This is a genomic window from Geobacillus sp. BMUD (assembly GCF_013096845.1).
In the GTDB taxonomy this organism is placed as follows: Bacteria; Bacillota; Bacilli; order Bacillales; family Anoxybacillaceae; genus Geobacillus; species Geobacillus vulcani.
This window is the reverse complement of the sequence record NZ_SDLA01000002.1, coordinates 98818-124105: the sequence shown is the minus strand read 5'-3', so window position 1 is coordinate 124105 and position 25288 is coordinate 98818. Positions and strand designations below refer to the sequence as shown.

Annotated in this window: 23 protein-coding genes, 1 other RNA gene and 1 other annotated feature; of the genes, 21 read left to right on the top strand and 3 right to left on the bottom strand. The window is 54.9% G+C overall.

Annotated elements, in window-relative coordinates:
* The first annotated feature begins 171 nt into the window (after window positions 1–171).
* From ETC05_RS04400 to yajC, 7 genes are all read left to right on the top strand, one after another.
* Window positions 172–648 (top strand): intercompartmental signaling factor BofC, encoded by a 477-nt coding sequence (locus ETC05_RS04400; protein WP_031408036.1) that lies wholly within the window; start codon window positions 172–174, stop codon window positions 646–648.
* A gap of 103 nt (window positions 649–751) precedes the next feature.
* A complete protein-coding gene (ruvA, locus tag ETC05_RS04395; RefSeq protein ID WP_031408039.1) occupies window positions 752–1336 on the top strand; it encodes a Holliday junction branch migration protein RuvA in 585 nt (194 codons plus the stop codon).
* 25 nt (window positions 1337–1361) lie between these two features.
* The gene (ruvB, locus tag ETC05_RS04390; RefSeq protein ID WP_031408041.1) at window positions 1362–2363 is read left to right on the top strand and encodes a Holliday junction branch migration DNA helicase RuvB; all 1002 of its coding nucleotides are present in this window, start codon (window positions 1362–1364) and stop codon (window positions 2361–2363) included.
* Complete coding sequence (locus ETC05_RS04385) at window positions 2360–2566, top strand: DUF2905 domain-containing protein (protein ID WP_031408043.1); 207 nt, start codon at window positions 2360–2362, stop codon at window positions 2564–2566. The genes ruvB and ETC05_RS04385 overlap by 4 nt, the downstream gene beginning before the upstream one ends.
* A gap of 15 nt (window positions 2567–2581) precedes the next feature.
* Window positions 2582–3610 carry a tRNA preQ1(34) S-adenosylmethionine ribosyltransferase-isomerase QueA gene (gene queA, locus ETC05_RS04380; protein ID WP_171660442.1) on the top strand — a complete coding sequence of 343 codons (1029 nt, stop codon included), beginning with the start codon at window positions 2582–2584 and terminating at the stop codon, window positions 3608–3610.
* A gap of 17 nt (window positions 3611–3627) precedes the next feature.
* Window positions 3628–4770 carry a tRNA guanosine(34) transglycosylase Tgt gene (tgt, locus tag ETC05_RS04375; RefSeq protein WP_031408047.1) on the top strand — a complete coding sequence of 381 codons (1143 nt, stop codon included), beginning with the start codon at window positions 3628–3630 and terminating at the stop codon, window positions 4768–4770.
* Window positions 4771–4794: 24 nt separating this feature from the next.
* On the top strand, window positions 4795–5067 hold the full coding sequence (gene yajC, locus ETC05_RS04370; protein ID WP_013144634.1) for a preprotein translocase subunit YajC: 273 nt from the start codon (window positions 4795–4797) through the stop codon (window positions 5065–5067).
* A gap of 165 nt (window positions 5068–5232) precedes the next feature.
* On the opposite strand, the gene ETC05_RS04365 is transcribed toward yajC, so the two are convergent.
* Window positions 5233–5616: a TIGR04086 family membrane protein gene (locus ETC05_RS04365; protein WP_171660441.1), complete on the bottom strand. Its 384-nt coding sequence runs from the start codon at window positions 5614–5616 to the stop codon at window positions 5233–5235.
* Between the two features lie 66 nt (window positions 5617–5682).
* Window positions 5683–7245: a stage V sporulation protein B gene (gene spoVB / locus ETC05_RS04360; protein ID WP_031408052.1), complete on the bottom strand. Its 1563-nt coding sequence runs from the start codon at window positions 7243–7245 to the stop codon at window positions 5683–5685.
* A gap of 111 nt (window positions 7246–7356) precedes the next feature.
* On the opposite strand from spoVB, the gene ETC05_RS04355 reads away from it, so the two are divergent.
* The 14 genes from ETC05_RS04355 (at window position 7357) to ETC05_RS04290 (ending at window position 24362) form a co-directional block, all read left to right on the top strand.
* The gene (locus ETC05_RS04355; protein ID WP_031408054.1) at window positions 7357–7644 is read left to right on the top strand and encodes a post-transcriptional regulator; all 288 of its coding nucleotides are present in this window, start codon (window positions 7357–7359) and stop codon (window positions 7642–7644) included.
* A gap of 113 nt (window positions 7645–7757) precedes the next feature.
* A complete protein-coding gene (gene secDF, locus ETC05_RS04350) occupies window positions 7758–10010 on the top strand; it encodes a protein translocase subunit SecDF (protein WP_031408056.1) in 2253 nt (750 codons plus the stop codon).
* A gap of 144 nt (window positions 10011–10154) precedes the next feature.
* Window positions 10155–11057 carry a cation diffusion facilitator family transporter gene (locus ETC05_RS04345; protein WP_171660440.1) on the top strand — a complete coding sequence of 301 codons (903 nt, stop codon included), beginning with the start codon at window positions 10155–10157 and terminating at the stop codon, window positions 11055–11057.
* Between the two features lie 57 nt (window positions 11058–11114).
* Entirely contained in the window at window positions 11115–13481 is a 2367-nt protein-coding gene (gene recJ, locus ETC05_RS04340; RefSeq protein WP_171660552.1) for a single-stranded-DNA-specific exonuclease RecJ, read from the top strand.
* A complete protein-coding gene (locus ETC05_RS04335; RefSeq protein WP_013144641.1) occupies window positions 13472–13984 on the top strand; it encodes an adenine phosphoribosyltransferase in 513 nt (170 codons plus the stop codon). Before recJ ends, ETC05_RS04335 begins: the two co-directional genes overlap by 10 nt.
* 374 nt (window positions 13985–14358) lie before the next feature.
* The gene (locus ETC05_RS04330; protein ID WP_031408062.1) at window positions 14359–16557 is read left to right on the top strand and encodes a RelA/SpoT family protein; all 2199 of its coding nucleotides are present in this window, start codon (window positions 14359–14361) and stop codon (window positions 16555–16557) included.
* A 23-nt stretch (window positions 16558–16580) separates the two neighbouring features.
* Window positions 16581–17039: a D-aminoacyl-tRNA deacylase gene (dtd, locus tag ETC05_RS04325; RefSeq protein WP_031408064.1), complete on the top strand. Its 459-nt coding sequence runs from the start codon at window positions 16581–16583 to the stop codon at window positions 17037–17039.
* An 81-nt stretch (window positions 17040–17120) separates the two neighbouring features.
* The gene (locus ETC05_RS04320) at window positions 17121–17294 is read left to right on the top strand and encodes a hypothetical protein (RefSeq protein WP_033842330.1); all 174 of its coding nucleotides are present in this window, start codon (window positions 17121–17123) and stop codon (window positions 17292–17294) included.
* Window positions 17295–17606: 312 nt separating this feature from the next.
* On the top strand, window positions 17607–18170 hold the full coding sequence (ahpC, locus tag ETC05_RS04315) for an alkyl hydroperoxide reductase subunit C (protein WP_011232052.1): 564 nt from the start codon (window positions 17607–17609) through the stop codon (window positions 18168–18170).
* A gap of 13 nt (window positions 18171–18183) precedes the next feature.
* Entirely contained in the window at window positions 18184–19710 is a 1527-nt protein-coding gene (ahpF, locus tag ETC05_RS04310; RefSeq protein ID WP_031408068.1) for an alkyl hydroperoxide reductase subunit F, read from the top strand.
* Window positions 19711–19853: 143 nt separating this feature from the next.
* Window positions 19854–20084, top strand: a binding site (T-box leader).
* A gap of 43 nt (window positions 20085–20127) precedes the next feature.
* Complete coding sequence (hisS, locus tag ETC05_RS04305) at window positions 20128–21411, top strand: histidine--tRNA ligase (protein ID WP_031408070.1); 1284 nt, start codon at window positions 20128–20130, stop codon at window positions 21409–21411.
* A 4-nt stretch (window positions 21412–21415) separates the two neighbouring features.
* Window positions 21416–23188 carry an aspartate--tRNA ligase gene (gene aspS, locus ETC05_RS04300; RefSeq protein WP_031408071.1) on the top strand — a complete coding sequence of 591 codons (1773 nt, stop codon included), beginning with the start codon at window positions 21416–21418 and terminating at the stop codon, window positions 23186–23188.
* Window positions 23189–23264: 76 nt separating this feature from the next.
* Window positions 23265–23451, top strand: a non-coding RNA gene (ssrS, locus tag ETC05_RS04295) — 6S RNA.
* A gap of 149 nt (window positions 23452–23600) precedes the next feature.
* Window positions 23601–24362 (top strand): tRNA threonylcarbamoyladenosine dehydratase, encoded by a 762-nt coding sequence (locus tag ETC05_RS04290; protein ID WP_031408073.1) that lies wholly within the window; start codon window positions 23601–23603, stop codon window positions 24360–24362.
* Window positions 24363–24533: 171 nt separating this feature from the next.
* Here ETC05_RS04290 and ETC05_RS04285 read toward each other — a convergent pair whose 3' ends face one another.
* The gene (locus ETC05_RS04285; RefSeq protein ID WP_171660439.1) at window positions 24534–25184 is read right to left on the bottom strand and encodes an RsfA family transcriptional regulator; all 651 of its coding nucleotides are present in this window, start codon (window positions 25182–25184) and stop codon (window positions 24534–24536) included.
* Between the last annotated feature and the right edge of the window lie 104 nt (window positions 25185–25288).

Below are 25288 nucleotides of genomic sequence, written 5' to 3'. Positions count from 1 at the left end.
GAACATAATCGAATATGATGATCGAGCGCCATTGGCTCGAATCCTCGCCTCACTTTTTGGATCCGCGGCAGCTTGTCTTGCAAAAAAGCTGATGGGGAAGGAATAAAATGGCGTCCGCTGGTGAAACTAGTGGTGTAAAGGAACCATCATCCGAGAAGAGAGGAACAAACGATGCGAATTCTTTTCTTCATACTGTGGATCGCCGCCATCGTGTCACCGGTTCATTCGGTCTCCGCTGAAGCGGTCAAGATGACGATCGTGCTCGAGCGGCAATATTTGGACGGAGAGATGAGCGAAGAGAAGGTCACCGAAACCGTCGATTCGCTGAAAGAAATATGGAAAAAATATCGCGATTGGCAACTCGTGACGCTCGATGATCAGACGATCGTGTTTCGCAAAACAATCAACGACATTTCGCCGTTGTTAAAAACAAACGGCTATTTCGGGATTACAGACGATGGCACGTTGTCTATTTTCAACGGCAAACCGGGCCGGTCGAGCGAAATCATCCAGTCGTTTTTCCAAATCGACGTGCAAAAGCTCGAAAGCCGCCAGCAAGAGAAGTTGAAGCAAGGAATTCGCGTCCTCTCGAAGGAACAGTATGAACAAGTGATCGAAATGTACCGCCATTTTGCGGTCGTCCAATAAGCGAAGCGAAAGCCCGTGGTGCAAAGCGCATTGCGGGATTTCTTTTTGCTATAATGGAATCATATGATACAATGAAAGGACGAAAAAAGGAGAGGAGCAACCATTGATCGAGTTTATTCGTGGGTATGTTGATTACGTCTGTCCGGAATATATCGTCATCGACCATAACGGCATCGGCTACGAGATCTTTACGCCGAACCCGTTTGCGTTTCAGGAAAGCCGTGAGGTAGCGGTGACCGTCTATACATACGAATATGTGCGCGAAGATGTGCACGCCTTGTACGGGTTCCCAACGCGCGAAGAGCGCAACTTGTTCGCCAAGCTGCTGCAAGTGTCGGGCATCGGGCCGAAAGGCGGCCTCGCCATTTTGGCGGCTGGGCGTCCGGATGAACTGGCGCGGGCCATCGAGGAAGAAAACGAGGCGTTTTTATGCAAGTTTCCAGGTGTGGGCAAAAAGACGGCCCGACAAATGATTTTGGATTTAAAAGGGAAGCTCGGGACGCTTGCGGCGCCGGCGGATACGCGTTCGGCCGCGCCGCTTTCTGGTGCGCTCGCCGAGGCGGTGGCGGCGCTCAAGGCGCTCGGCTATGCTGAACGGGAGATTGAGAAAATCATTCCGGCGCTCCGCGAAGAAGTGATGTCGACGGAACAGTATGTGAAGCGGGCGCTGGCGCTGCTTTTGGGATAAACAGCGGCCAAAGGGAGGGATAACGGTGGAGGAACGGCTTGTATCTGGGGAGGTCTTAGGGGAAGAGGCTGTGTTTGAACCAAGTTTGCGCCCGCAATATTTGCATGAATATATCGGGCAAGATAAGATCAAAGAAAACTTAAAAGTGTTCATTGAAGCGGCCAAGCTCCGCGGAGAGACGCTCGACCATGTGCTGCTGTATGGACCGCCGGGGCTTGGGAAAACGACGCTGGCGGTGATCATTGCCAATGAAATGGGCGTCAAGCTGCGGGCGACGTCCGGCCCGGCGCTCGAGCGGCCCGGCGATTTAGCGGCGCTGTTAACGTCGCTCGAGCCGGGGGATGTGCTCTTTATTGATGAGATCCACCGGCTGTCGCGGGCGGTGGAAGAGGTGCTCTATCCGGCGATGGAGGATTATTGCTTAGATATCGCGATCGGCAGGGGGCCGGATGCGCGTACGCTCCGCCTTGACTTGCCGCCGTTTACGCTCGTTGGGGCGACGACGCGAGCTGGGGCGCTGTCAGCGCCGCTGCGCGACCGGTTTGGCGTCATCAGCCGGCTCGAATACTATCACGTCGACCAACTTGCCCAAATCATTGAGCGGGCGGCGGCCATCTTGCAAATCGGCATTGATCGAGAAGCGGCGCTTGAGCTTGCCCGCCGGGCGCGCGGCACGCCGCGCATCGCCAATCGCTTGCTGCGGCGCGTCCGCGATTTCGCGCAAGTGCGCGGGGATGGGGACATTACGCAGCCCCTCGCTGTCGAAGCCCTCGAGCGGCTGCAAGTCGACCGGCTCGGACTCGACCAAATCGACCATAAGCTGCTTTCAGCGATGATTGAAAAATTCGCCGGTGGTCCGGTCGGGCTCGAAACGCTGGCGGCTGTCATCGGTGAAGAAGCGCAAACGATTGAAGAAGTGTATGAGCCGTACTTGATGCAAATCGGTCTCTTGCAACGTACGCCGCGCGGGCGTGTCGTCACGCCGGCGGCGTACACCCATTTCGGAATGGAGGTGCCGAAGCGGTGAACAGCTTGCCGAAGTTGATCATGACGATCGGCGTTGTGCTCATCATTGTCGGGTTTGTCATGCAGTTTGTCAAACTCGGCCGCCTGCCGGGGGATATCGTCATCCGAAAAGGGAATATGACGTTTTATTTTCCTATTGTGACATCCATATTGCTGAGTGTTGTGCTCTCTTTGATTTTTTATGTACTCGGACGATTTCGCTGAAGGAAGGAGACGTTTATGAAAGTCGATTTGTTTGATTTCCATTTGCCGGAAGAATTGATCGCGCAAACGCCGCTTCCAGACCGGGCGGCGTCGAGGCTGATGGTGCTTGATAAACGCACCGGCGCCATCCGCCATGAAACATTTCGCAACATTATTTCGTACTTGAATCCGGGCGATTGCCTCGTCTTAAATGATACGCGCGTCATGCCGGCGCGTCTTTATGGGGAAAAAGCGGAAACAGGCGGAACGGTTGAAGTGCTGCTCTTAAAGCAGCTTGATGGCGACCGTTGGGAAACGCTCGTCAAGCCGGGCAAACGGGTCAAGCCGGGGACGAAGCTCACCTTTGGCGGCGGGAAGCTGGAAGCGGTCTGCCTCGATACGCTTGAACATGGAGGGCGAGTGCTCGAGTTTTCGTATGATGGCGTGTTTTATGAAGTATTGGCTGAACTTGGGGAGATGCCGCTGCCCCCGTACATTAAAGAAAAGCTTGACGACCCAGAACGATATCAGACGGTTTACGCCCGCGAAATCGGTTCGGCGGCGGCGCCGACCGCTGGTTTGCATTTCACCGAAGAGCTGCTTGATGCCATTCGCGAAAAAGGGGTGCAGATCGTCTTCATTACGCTTCATGTCGGCCTTGGCACGTTCCGGCCGGTGCAAGTGGACGAAGTCGAAAAGCACGATATGCATGCCGAGTTTTACCAAATGAGTGAAGAAACAGCGGAGACGTTAAACCGCGTTCGGGGGCAGGGCGGCCGCATCATTGCCGTCGGTACGACGTCGACACGGACGCTCGAGACGATCGCCGGCAAACATAACGGCCGGTTTGTCGCGGAAAGCGGCTGGACCGACATTTTCATCTATCCGGGCTATGAGTTCAAAGGCATTGATGGGCTGGTGACGAACTTCCATCTGCCAAAATCGACGCTCATCATGCTCGTGAGCGCGCTCGCCGGGCGCGAAAACATTTTGCACGCGTATGAAGTCGCGGTCCAAGAGCGGTACCGCTTTTTCAGCTTCGGTGATGCGATGCTCATCATTTGAGAAAGGAGAGCCACACGTTGACGACACCGATTCGCTTTGAACTGATCAAAACGTGCCGGCAGACGGGCGCACGTCTTGGCATTCTCCATACGCCGCACGGCTCGTTTGAAACGCCGATGTTTATGCCGGTCGGCACGCTTGCGACGGTCAAGACGTTGTCGCCGGAAGAATTGAAAGAAATGGGGGCCGGTGTCATTTTAAGCAACACCTATCATCTTTGGCTGCGGCCGGGGCATGACATTGTGGCGGAAGCGGGCGGGCTGCATGCGTTTATGAACTGGGATCGCGGCATTTTGACGGACTCCGGCGGCTTTCAAGTGTTCAGCCTCAGCGAATTCCGCCGCATTGAGGAGGACGGCGTCTATTTCCGCAACCATTTAAACGGCGACAAGCTGTTTTTGTCGCCGGAAAAAGCGACGGAAATTCAAAATGCACTTGGCGCTGACATCATCATGGCGTTTGACGAATGCCCGCCGTATCCGGCGACGTATGAATATATGAAACAATCGGTCGAACGGACGAGCCGTTGGGCGGAACGCTGCTTGAAAGCGCACCGCCGTCCGAAGGAGCAAGGGCTGTTTGGCATTGTCCAAGGCGGTGAATACGAAGAACTGCGCCGACAAAGCGCCCGCGATTTAGTGTCGCTCGACTTCCCTGGCTATGCGGTCGGCGGGTTGTCGGTCGGCGAGCCGAAAGAGGTCATGAATCGGGTGCTCGAGTTTACGACGCCGCTTCTGCCGGCGGACAAGCCTCGTTATTTAATGGGCGTCGGTTCCCCGGATTCGCTCATCGACGGGGCGATCCGCGGCATCGACATGTTCGACTGCGTGCTGCCGACGCGCATCGGCCGCAACGGCACCGTGATGACGAGCGAAGGGCGGGTGGTGATCAAAAACGCCCAGTACGCCCGCGACTTCTCGCCGCTCGATCCGAACTGCGACTGCTACACGTGCCGGAACTATACGCGCGCGTACATCCGCCATCTCATCAAATGTGATGAAACATTTGGCATCCGCCTCACGTCTTACCATAACGTCTATTTTTTGATAAAATTGATGAAGCAGGTGAGACAAGCGATCCGCGAAGATCGGCTCGCCGATTTCCGCGAGGAATTTTTCGAACGCTACGGCTTCAATAAGCCGAATGCAAAAAACTTTTGACGACCGGAAAGGAGGGGGGATTGCATGAACGCGACCATCGCCAATTTATTGCCGATTGTGCTGTTTTTTGTGATTTTCTACTTTTTGCTCATTCGTCCGCAGCAAAAACGGCAACGCGCCATCCAACAAATGCAGGCGAATTTGAAAAAAGGCGATAAAATCATCACGATCGGCGGATTGCACGGCATCATCGACTCAGTCGATGAGGACAAAATCATCGTTCGCGCCGGCGACGGCACGCGGCTGACGTTCGACCGCTCCGCGGTGAGAGAAGTGGTGGCGGAAAGCAAGGCGTAGCGAAAGCGCGGCCATCGACGCCCAAGTCGGGCGCCGATTTGAACGGCGGCGCGAAAAGCGCGAGCGAGACGCGGTTTCGCTTCTTAACCATCGCGCTGCGTCCATCACAAAAGGTGTCCTGTTTGCTTTGAGGACACCTTTTGCTTTTGCACCGGTTTGTCGTTTTTACGTCCGTTCATGGCGCGACGATGACAAATTGACCCCGACGATGCCGCCCAAGGAAGCGGCGGCGAAAAAGACAAGGTGGTACAGCCATTGTTCGACGGTAAACGATTTTTCCATGCCAAGAAATTGAAATGAAAAGATGATCGCCGTAAATAAGAGGCCGGTCAGCCCGCCAGCGAGCCATCCTTTTTCTTGGCTTTTTCCGCCGGCGACGATGCCGCCGATAAACAGCGAGACGACTGAGGCGGCAAATATGATCCAGGTGAGCGACGATTCGTGAATGTCCGTCCATTTCAGCAACAACGAAAAAATGAAGCTGACGAGCGCCGCCAACATAAAAACTGTAGCGATTCCATACACCAGTGCGCTGCCAAGCCGTGACACCGCAATCCCTCCTTGGCCAAAACGCTTTTTACCACAATATATTCGCCACCGGACAGGTTTAGACGTTTATTTTCGCTTGTTTTTGCCGGCCAGCCAGTGCAGCCCCGGAAGGTAGACGAGCTCTTCGCGCCGGATGAGCCGGAACAGAATGAGGCAGGCGGCATATAGGGCGGCTGTCGCGGCCATGGCAAGCAGCGTCCAAAATGGTGCGGGCACGGCCAAAAGCGGATGGCGGAAGAGCGCATAGCCGACTGCGCCAGCGGCGATGATGGCGCCAAGCGCTTTGATGTACTCGCGCCCATCGATGGAAAACGACACTGCCTTGACGACCGTGGCAAAGTGAAGCAGTGTCACAAGAACGGTGCTGACTGCAGTCGCCAGCGCCGCCCCCATAATGCCCAAACTTGGACGGGAAGCAAGGACGAAGATGCACGCGAGCTTCACCATCGCTCCGATCAAGCTGTTCGTCATGGCGGCGTTTGCTAAGTCGAGCCCTTGCAAAATAGCTTGCAGCGGGCCTTGGAAATAGTAAAGCAAGAAAAACGGCGCCATGACTTGGATGAAGATCGCCGCTTCCTCTGTGCCGTACATCCAGCGCATAAGCGGTTCGGCGAACAAGTAGAGAATAACAGTGGAAAAACCGCCGGTGACAAGCGACAAGCGCATTGCCTGGGTGATCCGGTATTCGACCAAAAGCAGCTTATTTTGTGCCATCGCTTCGCTGATGGCCGGCACAAGCGCGGTCGAGAGCGCGTACGTAATAAACGATGGCAACGTCAACAACGGCAGCGCGTAGCCGACAAGCTGTCCGTATTGCTTCGTGGCAGTGGAGGCGGCGACGCCGGCCAACGCCAAGCTGTTGGCGACGACGATTGGCTCAAAAAACCAAGAAAGCGAGCCGATCAAACGACCGCCGGTCGTCGGCAAGGCAATGCGCATGAGGCGGACGAACGTTTCTTTGCCGGCTTGGACGTAGTGAAAAAACTTTGTCCGCAGGGGAATCGATTTTTTCACCTTAAATAAAAACAGCAAATACAGTAACGATGCCAACTCGCCGAGAACGGAAGATGCCATGGCGCCGGCGGCGGCATACTCCACGCCATACGGCAAAAGCGGCCGTGTGCATAAGGCGATCAAGCTGATGCGGACGATTTGTTCCAACAAGAGCGAATAGGCGTACGGTTTCATTTGCTGACGCCCTTGAAAGTAGCCGCGCAGCACCGAAGAGATGGCGACGATCGGCACGACCGGAGCGATGGCAAGGAGCGGATAGTACGTGCGCGGGTCGGTAAACATCGTCCGCGAAAGCCACGGCGCGGCGGCGATGAGCATCGGCAGGAGCACGACGCTTAACGCGCCCGTGGTAGCCAGCGACACGACGAGAATCTTTTTCACTCGTTGCCGATCGCCGGCTGCCTCCGCTTCGGCGACGAGTTTCGAAATGGCGACCGGCAGACCGATCTGCGTCGCGGTAATGGCCAAAACGAGCGTTGGCACGGCCATCATGTACAGCCCAACTCCTTCATCGCCGATCATGCGGGCGATGACAATTCGGTTGATAAAGCCGAGGATTTTCGTAACAAAACCAGCAGCGATTAAAATGACCGTACCTTGTAAAAATTTAGACATTTTCTCCCCCTGCCTTCTCAAATGCCTCCATCTTTTATACAATATATGCAAGGCCCATGGCCAAGCATGACAAGATTGGCCGGCGGCACTGGATATGAGGGGGGATGGGGGATGGATGAAAACCGAAAGCTGCGCGAACAACTCATGCCAGCACTTGAGTGCAAGTATGACGAGTTTCGTCTGCTCGGCTATACACAAGTGACGATGGATGGACTGTGGGAATGCTTATGTTCTCGCAAGTGGAAACATCGGCCGGCGGAAAAGAGGCTGCATGAGTTGGTCAGCGACATTTTCTCTCTTTCGCCGGGCGAGTATATGACATTTTTGACGATGCGTTCGTATAAACAACAGGCGGCCGGCGATGATGAGCTGGAGTGGGTTTTAAAGGAATTGTTATAGCCGAAAATTGACACTGGCCGGCTGCTGTTTCATAATGGAAGGCGAGGCTAATGTTTTGCTTGGTGCTATAGCGGACGGCGCCGAGGCAAGTTGAAGGAGGATCTTAAGGAGAAATGGTAAAACGAAGCCGCATCGTCGCCTTTTTTCTGCTCCTGCTTTTGTTCGCCGGAGTGATGGGGCCGACGGTTCAAGGAATTGTACATAACATCAAACTGGGCCTTGACTTGCAAGGCGGTTTTGAAGTGCTGTATGAAGTGAAGCCGGCCAAAAAGGGCGACAAGATTGACCAAGAGACGCTGCAAAGCACCGTCAGCGCGCTGAATAAACGGATCAACGTCCTTGGCGTCAGCGAGCCGCGCGTTGACATCGAGGGAGGAAACCGCATCCGCGTCCAGCTCGCTGGAGTGAAAGACCAAAATGAGGCGCGCGAAATTTTGTCCACACAGGCGAAATTGACGTTCCGCGACGTCAATGACAACGTGCTTATGGACGGGAGCGACCTCGTCCAAGGCGGAGCGAAGCTGTCGTTTGATGAAAACGGCCGGCCAAGCGTCGCTCTGAAATTGAAAGACGCCGACAAATTCCGTCAAGTGACGGAAAAAGTATATAAAATGGGGCCGCCAAACAACATTTTAGTCATTTGGCTTGATTTTAAAGAAGGAGTGGATTCCTACCGGAAAGAAGCGGGCAAAGCCGATCCGAAATTTATTTCCGCCGCTTCGGTCAATCAAGTGTTCAATCAGACGGATGTGTCGATCGTCGGCAATTTTACGGTCAAAGAAGCCCAGCAGCTGGCTGATTTGCTCAATGCCGGCGCGCTGCCGGTTGAGCTGCATGAAATTTACTCCACCTCCGTCGGTGCTCAGTTTGGAAAAAACGCCCTGCAAAAAACGGTATTGGCCGGCATCATCGGTGTGGCGGCGATCTTCTTGTTCATGATTTGGTTTTACCGGCTTCCCGGGATCATTGCCGTCATTACGCTGTCAGTGTACATTTATTTGATTTTGCTGTTGTTTGATTGGATGAATGTTGTCATGACACTGCCGGGCATTGCTGCCCTTATTTTAGGGGTTGGGATGGCGGTCGATGCCAACATTATTACGTACGAACGGATCAAAGAGGAGCTCAAGCTCGGCAAGTCGATGCTGTCGGCGTTCCGCGCCGGCAACCGCGGGTCGTTTGCGACGATTTTTGACGCCAACCTTACAACGATCATCGCCGGTGCTGTCCTTTTTATTTATGGGACAAGCTCGGTGAAAGGATTTGCGACGACGCTTATCATCAGCATCGTCGTCAGCTTCCTCACCGCTGTTTACGGCACGCGGCTGTTGCTCGGCCTGCTTGTGTCAAGCCGTTGGTTCGATAAAAAGCCGGAGTGGTTCGGCGTCAAGAAGTCAGAAATCTTAAACATTGCGGAAACGACCGAGGAAACGGAAGTGCCGACGAAGTTTGACCACTGGGATTTTGTCAAACATAGCAAAAAGTTTTTCGTATTTTCCAGCGTCTTGACGATCGCTGGCGTTATCTCGTTGTTCGCGATGGGGCTGAATCTCGGCATTGACTTCACGAGCGGAACGCGCGTTGAGGTGACGAGCAACCAGCCGATCGACGCCAAGGAACTGAGCGGCTATTTCGAGCGGCTCGGCTACAAGCCGGAGGATGTCGTTTTATCCGGCACGGACGGGAAAACAGGCGTCGTCCGCTTGATTGGCGTGCTCGATAAGCAAGAAATTGCCAAGCTGAAAAATGAATTGAAGCAAGTATACGGAAGCGAACCGAACATCAGCACCGTCTCGCCGGTCGTCGGCAAGCAGCTCGCCCGCAATGCGCTTATTGCTGTGCTGATTTCCTCGATCGGCATCATTCTTTACGTGACGATCCGCTTTGAGTGGCGGATGGCGCTGGCGGCGATCGTCGCTCTGTTGCATGACGCCTTTTTCATTGTCACCGTGTTCAGCTTGACGCGCCTTGAGGTTGATTTGACATTCATCGCTGCAGTGCTGACGATCATCGGTTATTCGATCAACGACACGATTGTCACGTTTGACCGCATCCGGGATTTGATGAAAAAGCGGAAAGTGAAAACGATCGACGACTTGAAACATATCGTCAACCGGGCGTTGCAGCAAACATTTACACGCTCGGTCAACACGGTATTGACCGTCTTGTTTACGGTCATCGCGTTGCTCCTCTTTGGCAGCGAGGCCATCCGCAATTTCAACCTCGCTCTGCTTGTTGGGCTTGTGTGCGGAGTCTATTCGTCGCTTTGCATCGCTTCACAGCTTTGGGTCGTTTGGAAGGGCCAGGAGCTTAAAAAAGGAAAAGGAGCCAAAAAAGCGGCGGCCGAGGCCGAACCGCAGGTGTAATGGCGGCGCTGGAAAAAAGCGGGGAACGTTTTTTCCAGCGCTTTTTTCTTGCCATCAATGCTGTAAATAGAAAATGGATACACTAACATTCGAGGCAATATGGACAACACGCGGGGCTGTCAGACAGAAAGGTGAGGAATGGACATGGAAAACGAACAGCGATTCAGGCAGGCAAAAACGGCGGCGATGGTCGGCATTGTTGGCAATATGGCGCTAGCCGCCGTCAAGGCGGCGGTCGGCGTGTGGAGCCAAAGCCGAGCACTGATCGCCGATGCCGCTCATTCAGCGTCCGACGTGGCCGGTTCGTTCGCCGTTTGGGTCGGACTGCGGGCCGCCGCGCGCCCGCCGGATGAGGATCATCCGTACGGGCATGGAAAAGCGGAATCCATCGCCGCCATTATTGTGGCGGTCCTTCTATTTCTCGTTGGGTTCGAGATCGGGCGCTCGGCGTTTCTGTCGTTTTTCACCCCGCTGTCACCGCCGGGAGCGGCCGCCATTTACGTCTTGTTGTTGTCGATTGCTGTCAAAGAAGCGATGTTTCGCTATAAATATCGACTCGGGAAAAAGCTAAACAGCGATGCGCTGATCATCAACGCCTATGAGCACCGGTCGGATGTATTTTCATCGTTTGCTGCGCTCATCGGCGTCGGCGCCGCCATCGTCGGCGGAAAATGGGAGATTGGCTGGCTTGTATACGCGGATCCGCTCGCCGGATTGTTCGTCTCGCTGCTTGTGCTGAAAATGGCATGGGACCTTGGCCGCCAGTCGGTTCATACCGCGATCGATCATGTGCTTCACGAGGAAGAGGCCGGCTATTTGCGCGAGGCGGTCTTGTCCGTTCCCGATGTGCGGCAAATCAATGAACTGCATGCGCGCGAGCACGGCCATTACGTCATCGTCGATTTGAAAATCGCCGTCGATCCGCGATTGACGGTCGAAGAGGGGCACCAGATCGGAAAAAAGGTGAAAGAAAAACTGCTGACGCTGCCGCGCGTCCGCAATGTCATGGTCCACATCAATCCGTACAATCCGGAAAAAAACTCGTAACGTCGTTGCCTGCCCTTTTCTCCTTTTTGTATAATAAGGAGAGTTGAGGTGGGAGACATGTTGAAAGCGAAAACGCGTTGGGAGGTGGAGCGCCTCGATGAGCAGGCCGTGAGGCGGCTGGCTGAGGAAGCCGGCATCACGCCCTTATTGGCGAGGCTTCTCGTCCGCCGCGGGGTTCGGACGGCCTCGGAGGCGGCGGCGTTTCTCCATCCGCTTGAGCAACCGTTTCATGATCCGTTTTTGCTTGACGGGATGGAGCGAGCGATTCGGCGTCTAAAGCGGGCGATTGACGCGGGTGAACGCGTGTTGGTATACGGCGATTACGATGCCGATGGCGTTTGCAGCACGTCGGTGATGGTAAGTGCTCTCAAAGAGGCGGGGGCATCGGTCGAGTTCTACATTCCGAACCGGTTTACGGAAGGATACGGTCCGAACATGGCGGCGTTTCGCGCCGCAAAAGAGCGTGGCGTTTCCGTCATTGTGACCGTCGACAATGGGATTGCGGCGGTCAAGGAGATTGCGGCCGCCAACGAGTGGGGGATGGATGTCATCGTCACAGATCACCACGAGCCCGGTCCGGCGCTGCCGGAGGCGCATGCGATCATTCATCCGAAGCTGCCGGGAAGTACATATCCGTTTCGCGATTTAGCCGGCGTCGGCGTTGCATTTAAGGTAGCCCATGCCTTGCTTGGGCGAGTGCCGCGCCATTTGCTCGATTTGGCTGCCATTGGCACGATCGCCGATTTGGTGCCGCTCGTTGGGGAAAACCGCCTCTTGGCGGCGCAAGGGCTTGAAGCGTTGCGCATGACGAAGCGCGTCGGGCTGCGCGCTCTTTTTCGGCAGTGCCGCCTTGATGCAGCAACCATCAATGAACAGACCGTCGGCTTTGTCATCGCCCCGCGCTTGAATGCAGCAGGGCGTCTCGGCGGCGCCGATCCGGCGGTGGCGCTCTTAATGACCGATGATGAAGACGAGGCGATGCAGCTGGCAGCAGAAATGGATGAGTTAAACCGCGAACGCCAACAGCTTGTGGCGCAAATTGCAGAGGAAGCGGCAGACATGGTGCGGCGCCAATTCCCTCCCGAGGAACATCGCGTTTTGGTCGTGGCAGGCGAAGGATGGAATGCCGGAGTGGTCGGCATTGTCGCTTCCAAGCTTGTCGAGCAGTTTTACCGCCCGGCGGTCGTGCTTTCGGTCGACCGGGAGAAAGGGATCGCCAAAGGGTCGGCCCGCAGCATCCACGGGTTTGACTTGTTTGCCAGCTTGTCGCAATGCCGCGACTTGTTGCCTCATTTTGGCGGCCATCCGATGGCGGCGGGGATGACGCTGGCGCTTGATGATGTGGAAGAGTTGCGTCAACGGCTGAACGCCATCGCCGCCGAAACGTTGTCTGAGAACGATTTTACGCCGCCGACATTCATTGATGCTTCCTGTTCGATCGCTGAGTTGACGCTGTCGGCCGCCCGCGGCCTTGAGCGATTCGCTCCGTTTGGCGTCGGCAATCCGCGGCCGCTTGTTCTCATTGAAGGGGTGTCGGTTGAAACCATGCGGCGCGTCGGGGCGAACGGAGCCCATATGAAAGCTGTCTTTTCCCAAGACGGGGCCGCGGTCGACGCCATCGGCTTCGGTCTCGGGCCGTTATGTGAAGAAATCGCTCCGGATGCGCGCATTTCAGCGGTTGGGGAGCTGTCGGTGAACGAATGGAACGGGTTCGCCAAGCCACAGCTATCGTTGTGTGATCTGGCGGTCAGCGACTGCCAGCTGTTTGACGTCCGCGGCTGCCGCGATGTTCGTCCTCTTCTTGAGCGGTTGCCAAAAGAGAAGCGGTTGGTCGTCTCCTTTCGCCGCGAAACCGGGCAGCGCTCGGACGTGGCGCCATTTCGCGGGGAGCTTCATTGTGTGCCGACCGAAGAAGAGGCGGGCGCCTTATCGATTGACGACCGCTATGTCGTGCTGCTTGACGTGCCGCCGCGGCTGGCCTTGCTGTCGGCGCTTCTTAGCAACGGGCGGCCGGCGCGCATTTACGCGGTGTTTGCTCAGCCCGAGGCGCAATTTTTCCGCACGTTTCCGACGCGCGACCATTTTAAATGGTTTTACGCCTTTTTGCATCGACACCGTTCGTTTCCGCTCGCCAAGCGCGGCGGTGAGCTGGCCCGCGCCCGCGGTTGGACGGAAGAGACGGTTCATTTTATGGCCAAAGTATTTTTAGAGCTTGACTTTATTAGCGAACAAAACGGCGTCATTTCGCTCGTTCATCAGCCGGCGAAGCGCGATTTGCACGAATCGCCGACGTATCGCCGCCGGCGGGACGAGCTCGAGGCAGAGCATCAGTTAGTCTATTCCACTTACGAGCAATTGAAACGTTGTTTGGCGGAAATGACACGTTCGCAAACGCACGAGGAGGCAAACGTATCATGGACTTAAAACAATACATTACGATTGTGCCCGATTTTCCGAAGCCGGGCATCATGTTTAAAGATATTACAACGCTGATGGACAACGGTCCGGCGTACAAATACGCGACCGACCAAATTGTTCAATATGCGCGCGAAAAACAAATCGACATCGTCGTTGGTCCGGAAGCGCGCGGCTTTATCATCGGTTGCCCGGTCGCCTATGCGCTTGGCGTCGGGTTTGCGCCGGTGCGCAAGGAAGGGAAGCTGCCGCGCGAAGTCGTCCGCGTTGAGTATGGCCTCGAATATGGAACCGATGTCTTGACGATGCATAAAGATGCCATTAAGCCAGGACAGCGCGTGTTGATCACCGACGACTTGCTGGCGACGGGTGGGACGATGCGGGCGACGATCGATTTGGTGGAACAGCTCGGCGGAGTGGTGGCCGGATTGGCGTTTTTGATTGAGCTCACCGAGCTTGGCGGGCGCAAAAAGTTGGAAGGATACGATATTTTGACCTTGATGCAGTTTTAACATAGTTTCGAAAGAAGCCTCCCGCTTTGAAACGAAAGGAAAGTGGGAGATACATTTCGGTTGGCGATAGCCAGCCAAATATGATAATATATATAGTTAGAATGGACAACTTCGGAACGAAGGGAAGCGTAAAGGGGTTTGGTGTGTGGCTTACCGTTCAGCGAACACGCACAAGTCGCTTGAAGCCTCCACCTCTCCGCAAAGTGCAGGTGGCGGGTAGTTCACACAGTCGACATTGTTCGCTTCTTCGGATACAATAGAGAAAAAAGGGGCACTCACACATGAGTGCTCTTTCTTATTAACCGTTATGAACGCAACGGACGTCTGTGCTTTGCAACTTCAATTTTAATTGATTAAAAAGGTGATTCAACCCTATGGCCAATGAACAAGTGCTGACAGCGGAGCAAGTGTTTGAACGAGCGAGCTGCTATTTGTCGGAGCAGGACGTCGCCTTTTTGAAAAAGGCGTATGAGTTTGCCAAGCATGCCCACCGCGATCAGTTCCGAAAATCGGGCGAACCATACATCATCCACCCGATTCAAGTCGCGGGCATTTTGGTGGACTTGAAGATGGACGCGACAACGATCGCCGCCGGGTTTTTGCATGATGTCATCGAAGACACCGAGGCGACAAAAGAAGACCTCGAGCGCGAGTTTGGTCCGGAAGTGGCGATGCTTGTCGACGGAGTGACGAAGCTCGGCAAAATTAAATATAAATCACAGGAAGAACAGCAGGCGGAAAACCATCGGAAAATGTTTTTGGCGATGGCGCAAGATATCCGGGTTATTTTGATCAAGCTCGCCGACCGGCTGCACAACATGCGGACGTTGAAACATTTGCCGGCCGAAAAACAGCGGCGCATTGCCAACGAGACGCTCGAAATTTTCGCCCCGCTTGCGCATCGGCTCGGCATTTCGAAAATCAAATGGGAGCTTGAGGATACGGCGCTTCGTTATTTAAACCCGCAACAGTACTACCGCATCGTCAACTTAATGAAGAAAAAGCGGGCTGAGCGTGAGCAATACTTGGAAGAAGTCATTCAAGAAGTGCGCGAACGGCTCAATGAAGTGCACATTCCGTGCGAAATTTCTGGACGTCCAAAGCATATTTACAGCATTTATCGAAAAATGGTGATGCAAAACAAACAGTTCAACGAAATTTATGACTTGCTCGCCGTCCGCATCATCGTCAACAGCATCAAAGACTGTTATGCCGTCCTCGGCATCATCCATACGTGCTGGAAGCCGATGCCGGGGCGGTTCAAAGACTACATCGCCATGCCGAAGCCGAACATGTACCAATCGCTCCATACGACGGTGATCGGCCCAAAAGGCGAGCCGCTTGAGGTGCAAATCCGCACATTTGAAATGCACCAAATCGCCGAATTCGGGATTGCCGCCCACTGGGCGTACAAAGAAGGAAAGACGATCAAGCCGAACTCGTTTGAAGAAAAGCTGTCTTGGTTTCGGGAAATTTTGGAATGGCAAAACGATGCGAGCAATGCCGAAGAGTTCATGGAATCGCTCAAGATGGACCTGTTTTCCGACATGGTGTTCGTTTTCACGCCAAAGGGCGATGTCATTGAGCTGCCGGCTGGATCGGTGCCGATCGATTTCGCTTACCGCATCCATTCGGAAATCGGCAACAAGACGATCGGGGCGAAAGTGAACGGCAAAATGGTGCCGCTTGACTACAAGCTGCAAACGGGCGACATCGTCGAAATTTTAACTTCCAATCATTCGTACGGGCCAAGCCAAGATTGGCTGAAACTGGCAAAAACATCGCAGGCGCGCAACAAAATCCGCCAATTTTTTAAAAAACAGCGGCGCGAAGAAAACATTGAAAAAGGCAAAGAGATGGTGGAAAAAGAGGTGCGAAGCCTCGGCTTTGAACCGAAAGAAGTGATGACGGCCGACAACGTGAAGCGCGTCGCCGAAAAGTTCAACTTCTCGAACGAAGACGATATGTATGCAGCGGTCGGTTATCATGGCATCACAGCAGCGCAAATCGCCCATCGGTTGACGGAAAAATGGCGGAAGCAGCGCGATCTCGAGGAACAGCAGCGCAAGTTGGCCGAGGCGTTTTCCGAGGCAAAGCTGCCGGCAGGAAAAAAACGCGACTGTGGCATTCGCGTCCAAGGAATGGACAACTTGCTCATCCGTTTGTCGCGCTGCTGCAATCCAGTGCCGGGCGATGAAATTATCGGCTTCATTACCCGCGGCCGCGGCATTTCCGTCCACCGCGCCGACTGTCCGAATGTGAAAACGGAAGAAGCCGCTGATCGGCTGATTGCCGTAGAATGGGAAAGCGGGGCAAACGGCGAGCGCGAGTATAACGTAGACATTGAGATCACCGGATTTGACCGCCGCGGTTTGCTGAATGAGGTGCTGCAGGCGATCAATGAAACGCGCACTGATATTTCCGCCGTCTCGGGACGCTCAGACCACCGACATAAAATCGCGACGATCCATATGACGATCGCCATTCATAATTTGAGCCACTTGCAAAAAGTCGTCGAACGAATCAAGCAAATTCCCGACATTTATTCCGTTCAGCGCTTGATGAACAACTAAGGGCGGCGAAAGGAGGAAGGCGAGTGAGAGCGGTCATCCAGCGGGCGAAAGAGGCCAAAGTCACCGTCGACGGCGAGACGGTCGGAGCGATCGATGCCGGGCTTGTCGTCCTTCTTGGCGTCACACACGAGGACACAGAGGACGATGCTGCCTATTTGGCTGAGAAAATCGTTCATTTGCGTATTTTTGAAGATGAAGACGGAAAAATGAACCGCTCCTTGCTTGACGTCGGCGGAGCGGTGCTGTCGGTGTCGCAGTTCACCCTTTATGGCGACTGCCGAAAAGGCCGGCGCCCGAACTTTATGGCGGCGGCAAAGCCCGACCATGCCTTGCCGCTGTATGAAGCGTTCAATGCTGCCTTGCGTGAAAGGGGCGTCCATGTGGAAACCGGCGTATTCGGTGCGATGATGGACGTATCGCTCACAAACGAAGGGCCTGTCACTTTGATCATCGACACGAGTGAGAAACCGGGAAACCGATGAAGTTTCCCGGTTTCTTTTTTATTTTCCGCAAGAAATGGGAATGATGAAAACAGGTTGATCCGAAGGGAAAGGAGGAGCGCAATGCGGCAAACGAACAGAGGCGAGCAGGCGCACCGGTCGAACGATGTGCTGTCCGCTGACTTTCACGAATGGGTGCGGCTCGAGGCTCAATATAGCGCCTTTGAGTTGGCATCCGAATTCGGCGTGGCGCCGAAAGATGTACAAATGTTGAAAAAACAGCTGTTCCGCCCATAATGGACGGAAAACGGTCTCTTTGCAGTGATGTTTCATGTGGGTGGAAGCAACGCTTCGCCCGTAATAGGTGGACAGCGGCGGAGAAAACATCTCTTTTGTTCCTGCGGTTCTGAGAAGATGCCGGCGGACGTGGGAGAGAACGCATACGGGGCATAGGTTGCGCTCCTGCTGCAGAACGCTGCTTGACGTTGTCCACTGGTGAGGCTGGAAGGAACTTTGAGCGTATCTATTGACAAATGTGCACCTCTATACGATAATAAGTATCGAATTAAAATTATTATAAAATAACAGTTCCAGGAGGTAGATGCAGCAATGTCTCTCGTAGGAAAAAAAGTACAGCCGTTCCGCGCTCAAGCGTATCACAATGGTGAATTCATCGAAGTAACAGAACAAGACTTCATGGGGAAATGGAGCATCGTTTGCTTCTATCCGGCGGACTTTACATTCGTCTGCCCGACGGAGCTCGAAGACTTGCAAGACCACTATGCGACATTTAAAGAACTCGGCGTGGAAGTGTACTCGGTTTCGACCGATACGCACTTTACTCATAAAGCATGGCACGACACATCGCCGGCCATCAGCAAAATCGAATACGTCATGATCGGCGACCCTTCGCATCAACTGTCGCGCATGTTTGATGTGCTTGATGAAGAACAAGGATTGGCGCAACGCGGCACGTTCATCATTGACCCAGACGGCGTCATTCAAGCGGTGGAAATCAATGCAGACGGCATCGGCCGCAACGCCAGCACGCTGATTGATAAAATTAAAGCGGCACAATATGTGCGCAACCATCCGGGTGAAGTCTGCCCGGCGAAATGGAAAGAAGGGGCGGAAACGCTGAAGCCAAGCCTGGACCTCGTCGGCAAAATTTAAGGGGGCTTGGGCGATGCTGTTGGATGCTGACATCAAGGCGCAACTCGCTCAGTATTTGCAATTGCTTGAAAATGAGATTGTCTTGACGGTAAGCGCGGGAGACGACAACGTTTCCCGCGATATGCTTGCTTTAGTCGATGAGTTGACGTCCATGTCGCCGAAAATCAAAGTGGAAAAGGCAAGGCTTGAACGCACGCCGAGCTTCAGCGTCAACCGGGTCGGCGAAAACACTGGCATCACGTTCGCCGGCGTCCCGCTCGGTCATGAGTTTACCTCGCTGGTGCTGGCCCTGCTTCAAGTGAGCGGGCGGCCGCCGAAAGTGAGCGAAGACGTCGTGCGCCGCATTCAACAAATCCGGGGCAAACACCATTTTGAAACGTATGTGAGCCTAACGTGCCATAACTGCCCGGACGTTGTTCAAGCGCTCAACATCATGAGCGTGCTGAACCCCGACATTTCGCATACGATGATCGACGGGGCGGCGTTTAAGGATGAAGTGGAACAAAAAGGGATTATGGCCGTGCCGACCGTCTTTTTAAACGGCAAACTGTTCGCCAGCGGCCGCATGTCGATTGAAGACATTCTCGCGAAACTAGGAAGCGAGCCGGATGCCGCGTCGTTTGCCGATAAAGAGCCGTTTGATGTGCTTGTCGTCGGCGGCGGCCCGGCGGGTGCGACAGCCGCCATTTATGCAGCGCGCAAAGGCATCCGCACCGGCATCGTTGCGGATCGTTTTGGCGGGCAAATTTTGGATACGCTCGGCATTGAAAACTTCATCAGCGTCAAATATACGGAAGGGCCGAAGCTCGCGGCCAGCATCGAAGAGCATGTCAAACAGTACGATGTCGACATCATGATCCAGCGCGCCAAACGGCTTGCGAAAAAAGAGTTGATTGAAGTGGAGCTGGAAAACGGCGCCGTTTTGAAAAGCAAAACGGTGGTGCTTGCAACGGGCGCCCGTTGGCGCAACCTTGGCGTGCCGGGCGAGGAAGAGTTCAAAAACAAAGGCGTCGCCTACTGCCCGCATTGCGATGGTCCGCTGTTTGAAGGCAAGCACGTGGCGGTCATCGGCGGCGGCAACTCCGGCGTGGAAGCGGCCATTGACTTGGCCGGCATCGCCAGCCACGTGACGCTGTTGGAGTTCGCACCGGAACTGAAAGCCGACGCCGTTTTGCAAGATCGGCTGTACAGCTTGCCGAATGTGACGGTGATCAAAAACGCGCAAACGACGGAAATCACTGGCACGGATAAGGTGAACGGCTTGACGTACGTCGACCGGGCGACAGGGCAAGAACACCATATCGAGCTGCAAGGCGTGTTCGTGCAAATCGGCCTCGTGCCGAATACAGAGTGGCTTGAAGGAACAGTGGAACGGAACCGCTTCGGCGAAATCATCGTCGACAAGCGCGGCGCGACCAACGTTGAAGGCGTCTTTGCCGCAGGCGACTGCACGGACAGCGCCTACAAGCAAATCATTATTTCGATGGGCTCCGGAGCGACGGCGGCGTTAAGCGCATTTGATTATTTGATTCGCCATTAAGGCGACCACGGCGTCCCGCCAAGGCGGGGCGCCTTCTTTTGCATCAAAGGCCGGCCAAGCGGCGGGACGCTTTTTTTCAAGGCGGCTTGACAAACGGTCCGCTTTCTCCGTAATATAAAATTACAATTCAGATGGGTGATAGTGGACAACCGATGATGGAGAGAAGTAGGTAAGACCCACATGGCCAGAGAGGAAACGCCTTAGGCTGGAAGCGTTTCTCCATGATGGCTTAGCGAAAGACACTCCGTAGGTTTCCCTTTGAACGCGCGTGGCGTCAGTAAAAGGGAACGCGCGCCTGGCGTTAGCGGCGACAAGCGGAAGCCGGATGGCTTCAATTAGGGTGGCACCGCGGGAATGACGCTCTCGTCCCTATCAAGGGATCAGGGCGTTTTTATTTTGAGCAAAAGGAGGATCCGCATGGCGTTTCAAATTCCAAGAGGAACGCAAGATATTTTGCCGGGAGACAGCGAAAAATGGCAGTACGTGGAGCAAGTCGCCCGCGAATTATGTTCCCGGTACGGATATCGGGAAATTCGGACGCCGATTTTTGAACATACCGAACTGTTTTTGCGCGGCGTCGGTGATACGACCGATATCGTCCAAAAAGAGATGTATACGTTTGAGGACAAGGGAGGGCGTGCGCTCACGCTCCGCCCGGAAGGCACGGCGCCGGTCGTGCGGGCGTTCGTCGAGCATAAGCTGTACGGCAGCCCGAACCAGCCGCTGAAACTGTATTACAGCGGGCCGATGTTCCGCTACGAGCGGCCGGAAGCCGGGCGGTTCCGCCAATTCGTTCAGTTTGGCGTCGAAGCGATTGGCAGCAGCGATCCGGCCATTGATGCCGAGGTCATGGCGCTGGCGATGCATATTTACGAAGCGCTTGGCTTAAAACGGATCCGGCTTGTCATCAACAGCTTGGGCGACCTTGACAGCCGCCGGGCGCATCGCGAGGCGCTCGTGCGCCATTTTTCGGGGCGCATCCATGAACTGTGTGCCGATTGTCAGACGCGGCTCGAGACGAATCCGCTCCGCATTCTCGACTGCAAAAAGGACCGCGATCATGAACTGATGGCGACGGCGCCGTCGATTTTGGATTACTTGAATGATGAATCACGCGCGTATTTTGAGAAGGTGAAACACTATTTGGCCATGCTTGGCCTTCCGTTTGTCATCGATTCGCGGTTGGTGCGCGGGCTTGATTATTACAACCATACGACATTTGAAATTATGAGCGAAGCGGAAGGGTTTGGCGCAGCCGCGACGCTGTGCGGCGGCGGGCGCTACAATGGGCTTGTCGAGGAAATCGGCGGGCCGGAAATGCCGGGGATCGGTTTTGCGTTAAGCATCGAACGGCTGCTCGCAGCGCTGGAGGCGGAGGGGGTGGAGCTTCCGACCGGCGAAGGGATCGATTGCTATGTGGCTGCGCTCGGCGAACGGGCAAAAGAGGAAGCGATCCGCCTCGTCTATGAATTGCGCCGTGCCGGCTTGCGCGTTGATCAAGACTATGTCGGCCGAAAACTGAAGGCGCAGCTGAAAGCAGCCGACCGCCTCAAAGCAGCGTTTGTCGTCATGATTGGCGATGAAGAGCTCGACAAACAAATCGCGACCGTCAAGGAGATGGCGAGCGGCGAACAAACGAACGTGCCGTTCGGCGAACTGGCTTCATTTTTCACAGAACGAACGAGGAGAGAGGGGGAGTAAACGAATGAAACGGACATATTATTGCGGTGAAGTGCCGGAAACGGCTGTCGGCGAGCGCGTCGTGCTCAAAGGATGGGTGCAAAAGCGCCGCGACTTAGGCGGGCTCATTTTCATCGATTTGCGCGACCGGACAGGCATCGTGCAAATCGTCGCCAGCCCCGATGTATCAGCTGAAGCGCTGGCGGCCGCTGAGCGCGTGCGGAGCGAGTACGTGCTGAGTGTGGAAGGGACGGTCGTCGCCCGCGCGCCGGAGACGGTCAACCCGAACATCGCGACCGGCCGCATCGAAGTGCAGGCGGAGCGCATCGACATTATCAATGAAGCGAAAACGCCGCCGTTTGCGATCACGGATGACACCGATGCAGCGGAAGACGTGCGTTTAAAATATCGCTACTTGGATTTGCGCCGCCCGGTCATGTTTCGAACGCTGGAGCTCCGGCATAAGGTCACGAAAGCGGTGCGCGACTTTTTGGACAGCGAGCGCTTTTTGGAAGTGGAGACGCCGATGTTGACGAAAAGCACGCCGGAAGGGGCGCGCGACTATTTAGTGCCAAGCCGCGTCCATCCAGGTGAATTTTACGCCTTGCCGCAGTCGCCGCAAATTTTTAAGCAGCTGCTGATGGTCGGCGGGTTTGAACGCTACTATCAAATCGCGCGCTGCTTCCGCGATGAAGATTTGCGCGCCGACCGCCAGCCGGAGTTTACGCAGATTGACATTGAAATGTCGTTTATCGATCAAGAAGACATCATCGATGTCACCGAACGGATGATGGCGGCGGTCGTCAAAGCGGCGAAAGGAACCGACATTCCGCGCCCGTTTCCGCGCATCACGTATGATGAGGCGATGAGCCGCTATGGCTCGGACAAGCCGGATATACGCTTTGGCCTCGAGCTCGTCGACGTATCGGACATCGTCCGCGATTCCGCGTTTCAAGTGTTTGCCCGCGCAGTCAAAGAGGGAGGGCAAGTGAAGGCGATCAACGCCAAAGGCGCGGCGCCCCGCTATTCGCGCAAGGAGATCGACGCGTTGGGCGAGTTTGTCGGCCGCTATGGAGCGAAAGGGCTGGCGTGGCTGAAAGCGGAAGGCGATGAGCTGAAAGGGCCGATCGCCAAGTTTTTCACCGATGGCGAACAGGCTGCGCTTCGCCAAACGCTGGCGGTCGAAGACGGGGATTTGCTGTTGTTTGTCGCCGACCAAAAGGCGGTCGTGGCCGCGGCCCTCGGCGCGCTGCGGCTTCGGCTCGGCAAGGAGCTCGGCTTGATCGACGAAACGAAGCTCGCGTTTTTGTGGGTGACGGACTGGCCGCTGTTGGAATACGACGAAGAGGAAGGCCGTTATTACGCCGCTCACCATCCGTTTACGATGCCGGTGCGCGACGACATTCCGCTGCTTGAAACCAACCCGGGCGCGGTTCGGGCGCAGGCGTATGACCTCGTCTTAAATGGCTATGAGCTTGGCGGCGGCTCGCTCCGCATCTTTGAGCGGCACGTGCAGGAAAAAATGTTCCGCGCCTTAGGGTTCAGCGAAGAAGAAGCGCGCCGTCAGTTCGGCTTCTTGCTTGAGGCGTTTGAGTACGGCACTCCGCCGCACGGCGGCATCGCGCTTGGCCTTGACCGGCTTGTGATGCTCTTGGCAGGGCGCACGAATTTGCGCGATACGATCGCCTTCCCGAAAACGGCGAGCGCGGGCTGCCTGCTCACGGAAGCGCCGAGCCCGGTCAGCGAAAAACAGCTGGAAGAGCTGCATTTGGCTGTCGTGCTGCCTGACCAAGAATAGCTGCTCCGCCGGCAAGGAAACATCAGCGGCAGGTGTTCACAAACGCAAAAAAATATGATAGAATAAAGAACAACCAACCGTCCTAATGTGTTCGTCGCATCACCCATCGTTTTGACCGAACAGTTTATGATCCGGGAGTCCGGGGTTTCCAAGCGGTGTGCATGCCTCTTTGTCACAGGGGAAGCGCAAACCTTGGAACAGGGCACCCACCTATGGGAGAGCGGGTTCAAAACGAAGGCATCGACGGCACGATTGGGACTGGTGTACAGAGGAACAACGAAGAAAAACAACGATCCCCTATGCGGAGCGCATAGGGGGTTTGTTTTGCCAGCAAAATGCCGTTGCCACATTTACCGCCTTAATGTTAGGATAAAAGGCGGTATCAGACTCTAAACAAACGGAGAGGAGAACGATGCTGCATCAATTTTCCCGCAATGAGTTAGCCATTGGCCCTGAGGGGCTTGAAAAATTAAAAAACGCCACCGTCGCCGTCCTTGGCGTCGGCGGCGTGGGGTCGTTCGCCGTCGAGGCGCTCGCCCGTTCCGGAATTGGCCGATTGGTGCTTGTTGATCGCGATAACGTCGATATCACCAACATCAACCGGCAAATCCATGCGTTGCTCTCGACCATTGGGCGTCCGAAAGTCGAGCTGATGAAAGAGCGCATCGCCGACATCAACCCGGCGTGCGAGGTCATCGCGCTGCAAATGTTTTATACGGAAGAGACGTATGAGCAGTTTTTTGCCTATGATCTCGATTTTGTCATCGATGCGTCTGACACGATTGTGTATAAAGTGCATTTGATGAAACAATGCCTCAAGCGCGGCATTCCGATCATCTCCAGCATGGGGGCGGCGAACAAAATGGATCCGACCCGCTTTCGCATCGCCGATATTTCCAAGACGCACACCGACCCGATCGCGAAAGTCATCCGCGCCAAGTTGCGCAAAGAAGGGATCCGCCGCGGCATTCCGGTCGTCTTTTCCGACGAGAAGCCGGTGAAAATCCGCGAAGATGTCCGCCAAGTTGTCGGCAATGACGCTTCACCAATCCGCAAGGCGAAAATGCCGCCGTCATCCAACGCCTTTGTCCCTTCGGTCGCCGGATTGATCATGGCGTCCTATGTGATCAACCAATTATTAAAAGACGTTCCGATCGCCCGTGTCGGCGAATAAAACGAAGGGGCTGACCCAAAAGGGTGATTTTGAGTAGACAAAACTCAATAGATCGTTTCTTACATGAATAAGAAAAGGTGTCCCGCCCTTTTTTAGGACACCTTCTTCTTTTAATGGGAGGCATGTGAGATGCTAGGTGAAAAACTGCCTTTTAGAGCGGCGTTCTTCCTGTTAGGAGCGGGCGATCGGCTCATTTGATCCGCCTGCCTCAGCCAGCAGCAGTTGGGCGAGGGAGAGGCGGTCGCTTTCTTCTGCGGCAAGTTGGCGGGCGCGGGCCATAATTTTGACGAGCGCTTCGAAGTCTTCTTGAACCGTCGTCTGGCGTGCTTCAAGGCGTTCCAGCTTTTGCTGCAGTTGTTCGTTGCGTGTTTCCCATTCGATCCGCTCCCGTTTCAGCCGTTCGTTTTCTTTCCGAACCGCTTCGAGCTGTTCCGCATCGCGCCCTAGCGTCTGCAAAAAGGCAATGCATTGATCGAGCGTCAAGGGAGCGGCCGGCAGAAACGGTGATGATCCTTCGTCAGCCTTGCTTTCATCAGGGGCGGGAAGTGCCATGGCGGCCGCTTCTTTCTGCCATTTCTTCATCATCTCCAACGCTCGTTTCCGTTCTTTTCGCTGCTTTTTGGCCTGTTCGATCGCCTCAAGGTACCGCTTGCGCACTTCAGCGTTCCAGCGGAATCCGCATGCTGCCGCTGTGCGGTGCAGTTGTCTCCCAACGACTTCAAACGCAGCAAGCTGAGTTTTTCCCTCGCGTATATATTGCAGCACCGTTTCAGCCAACAGTACATCTTCTTCATGTGACCAAGCATCCTGTCTCGTTTTCATGTTGTCCACCCCATCAAATGGTAATGTTCATATGGTCATAGTTTTTCCGTTGGATTCCCACTTTAAACTTCGCTCTTTTCATTTTTCCCATTTTCATGTATCAT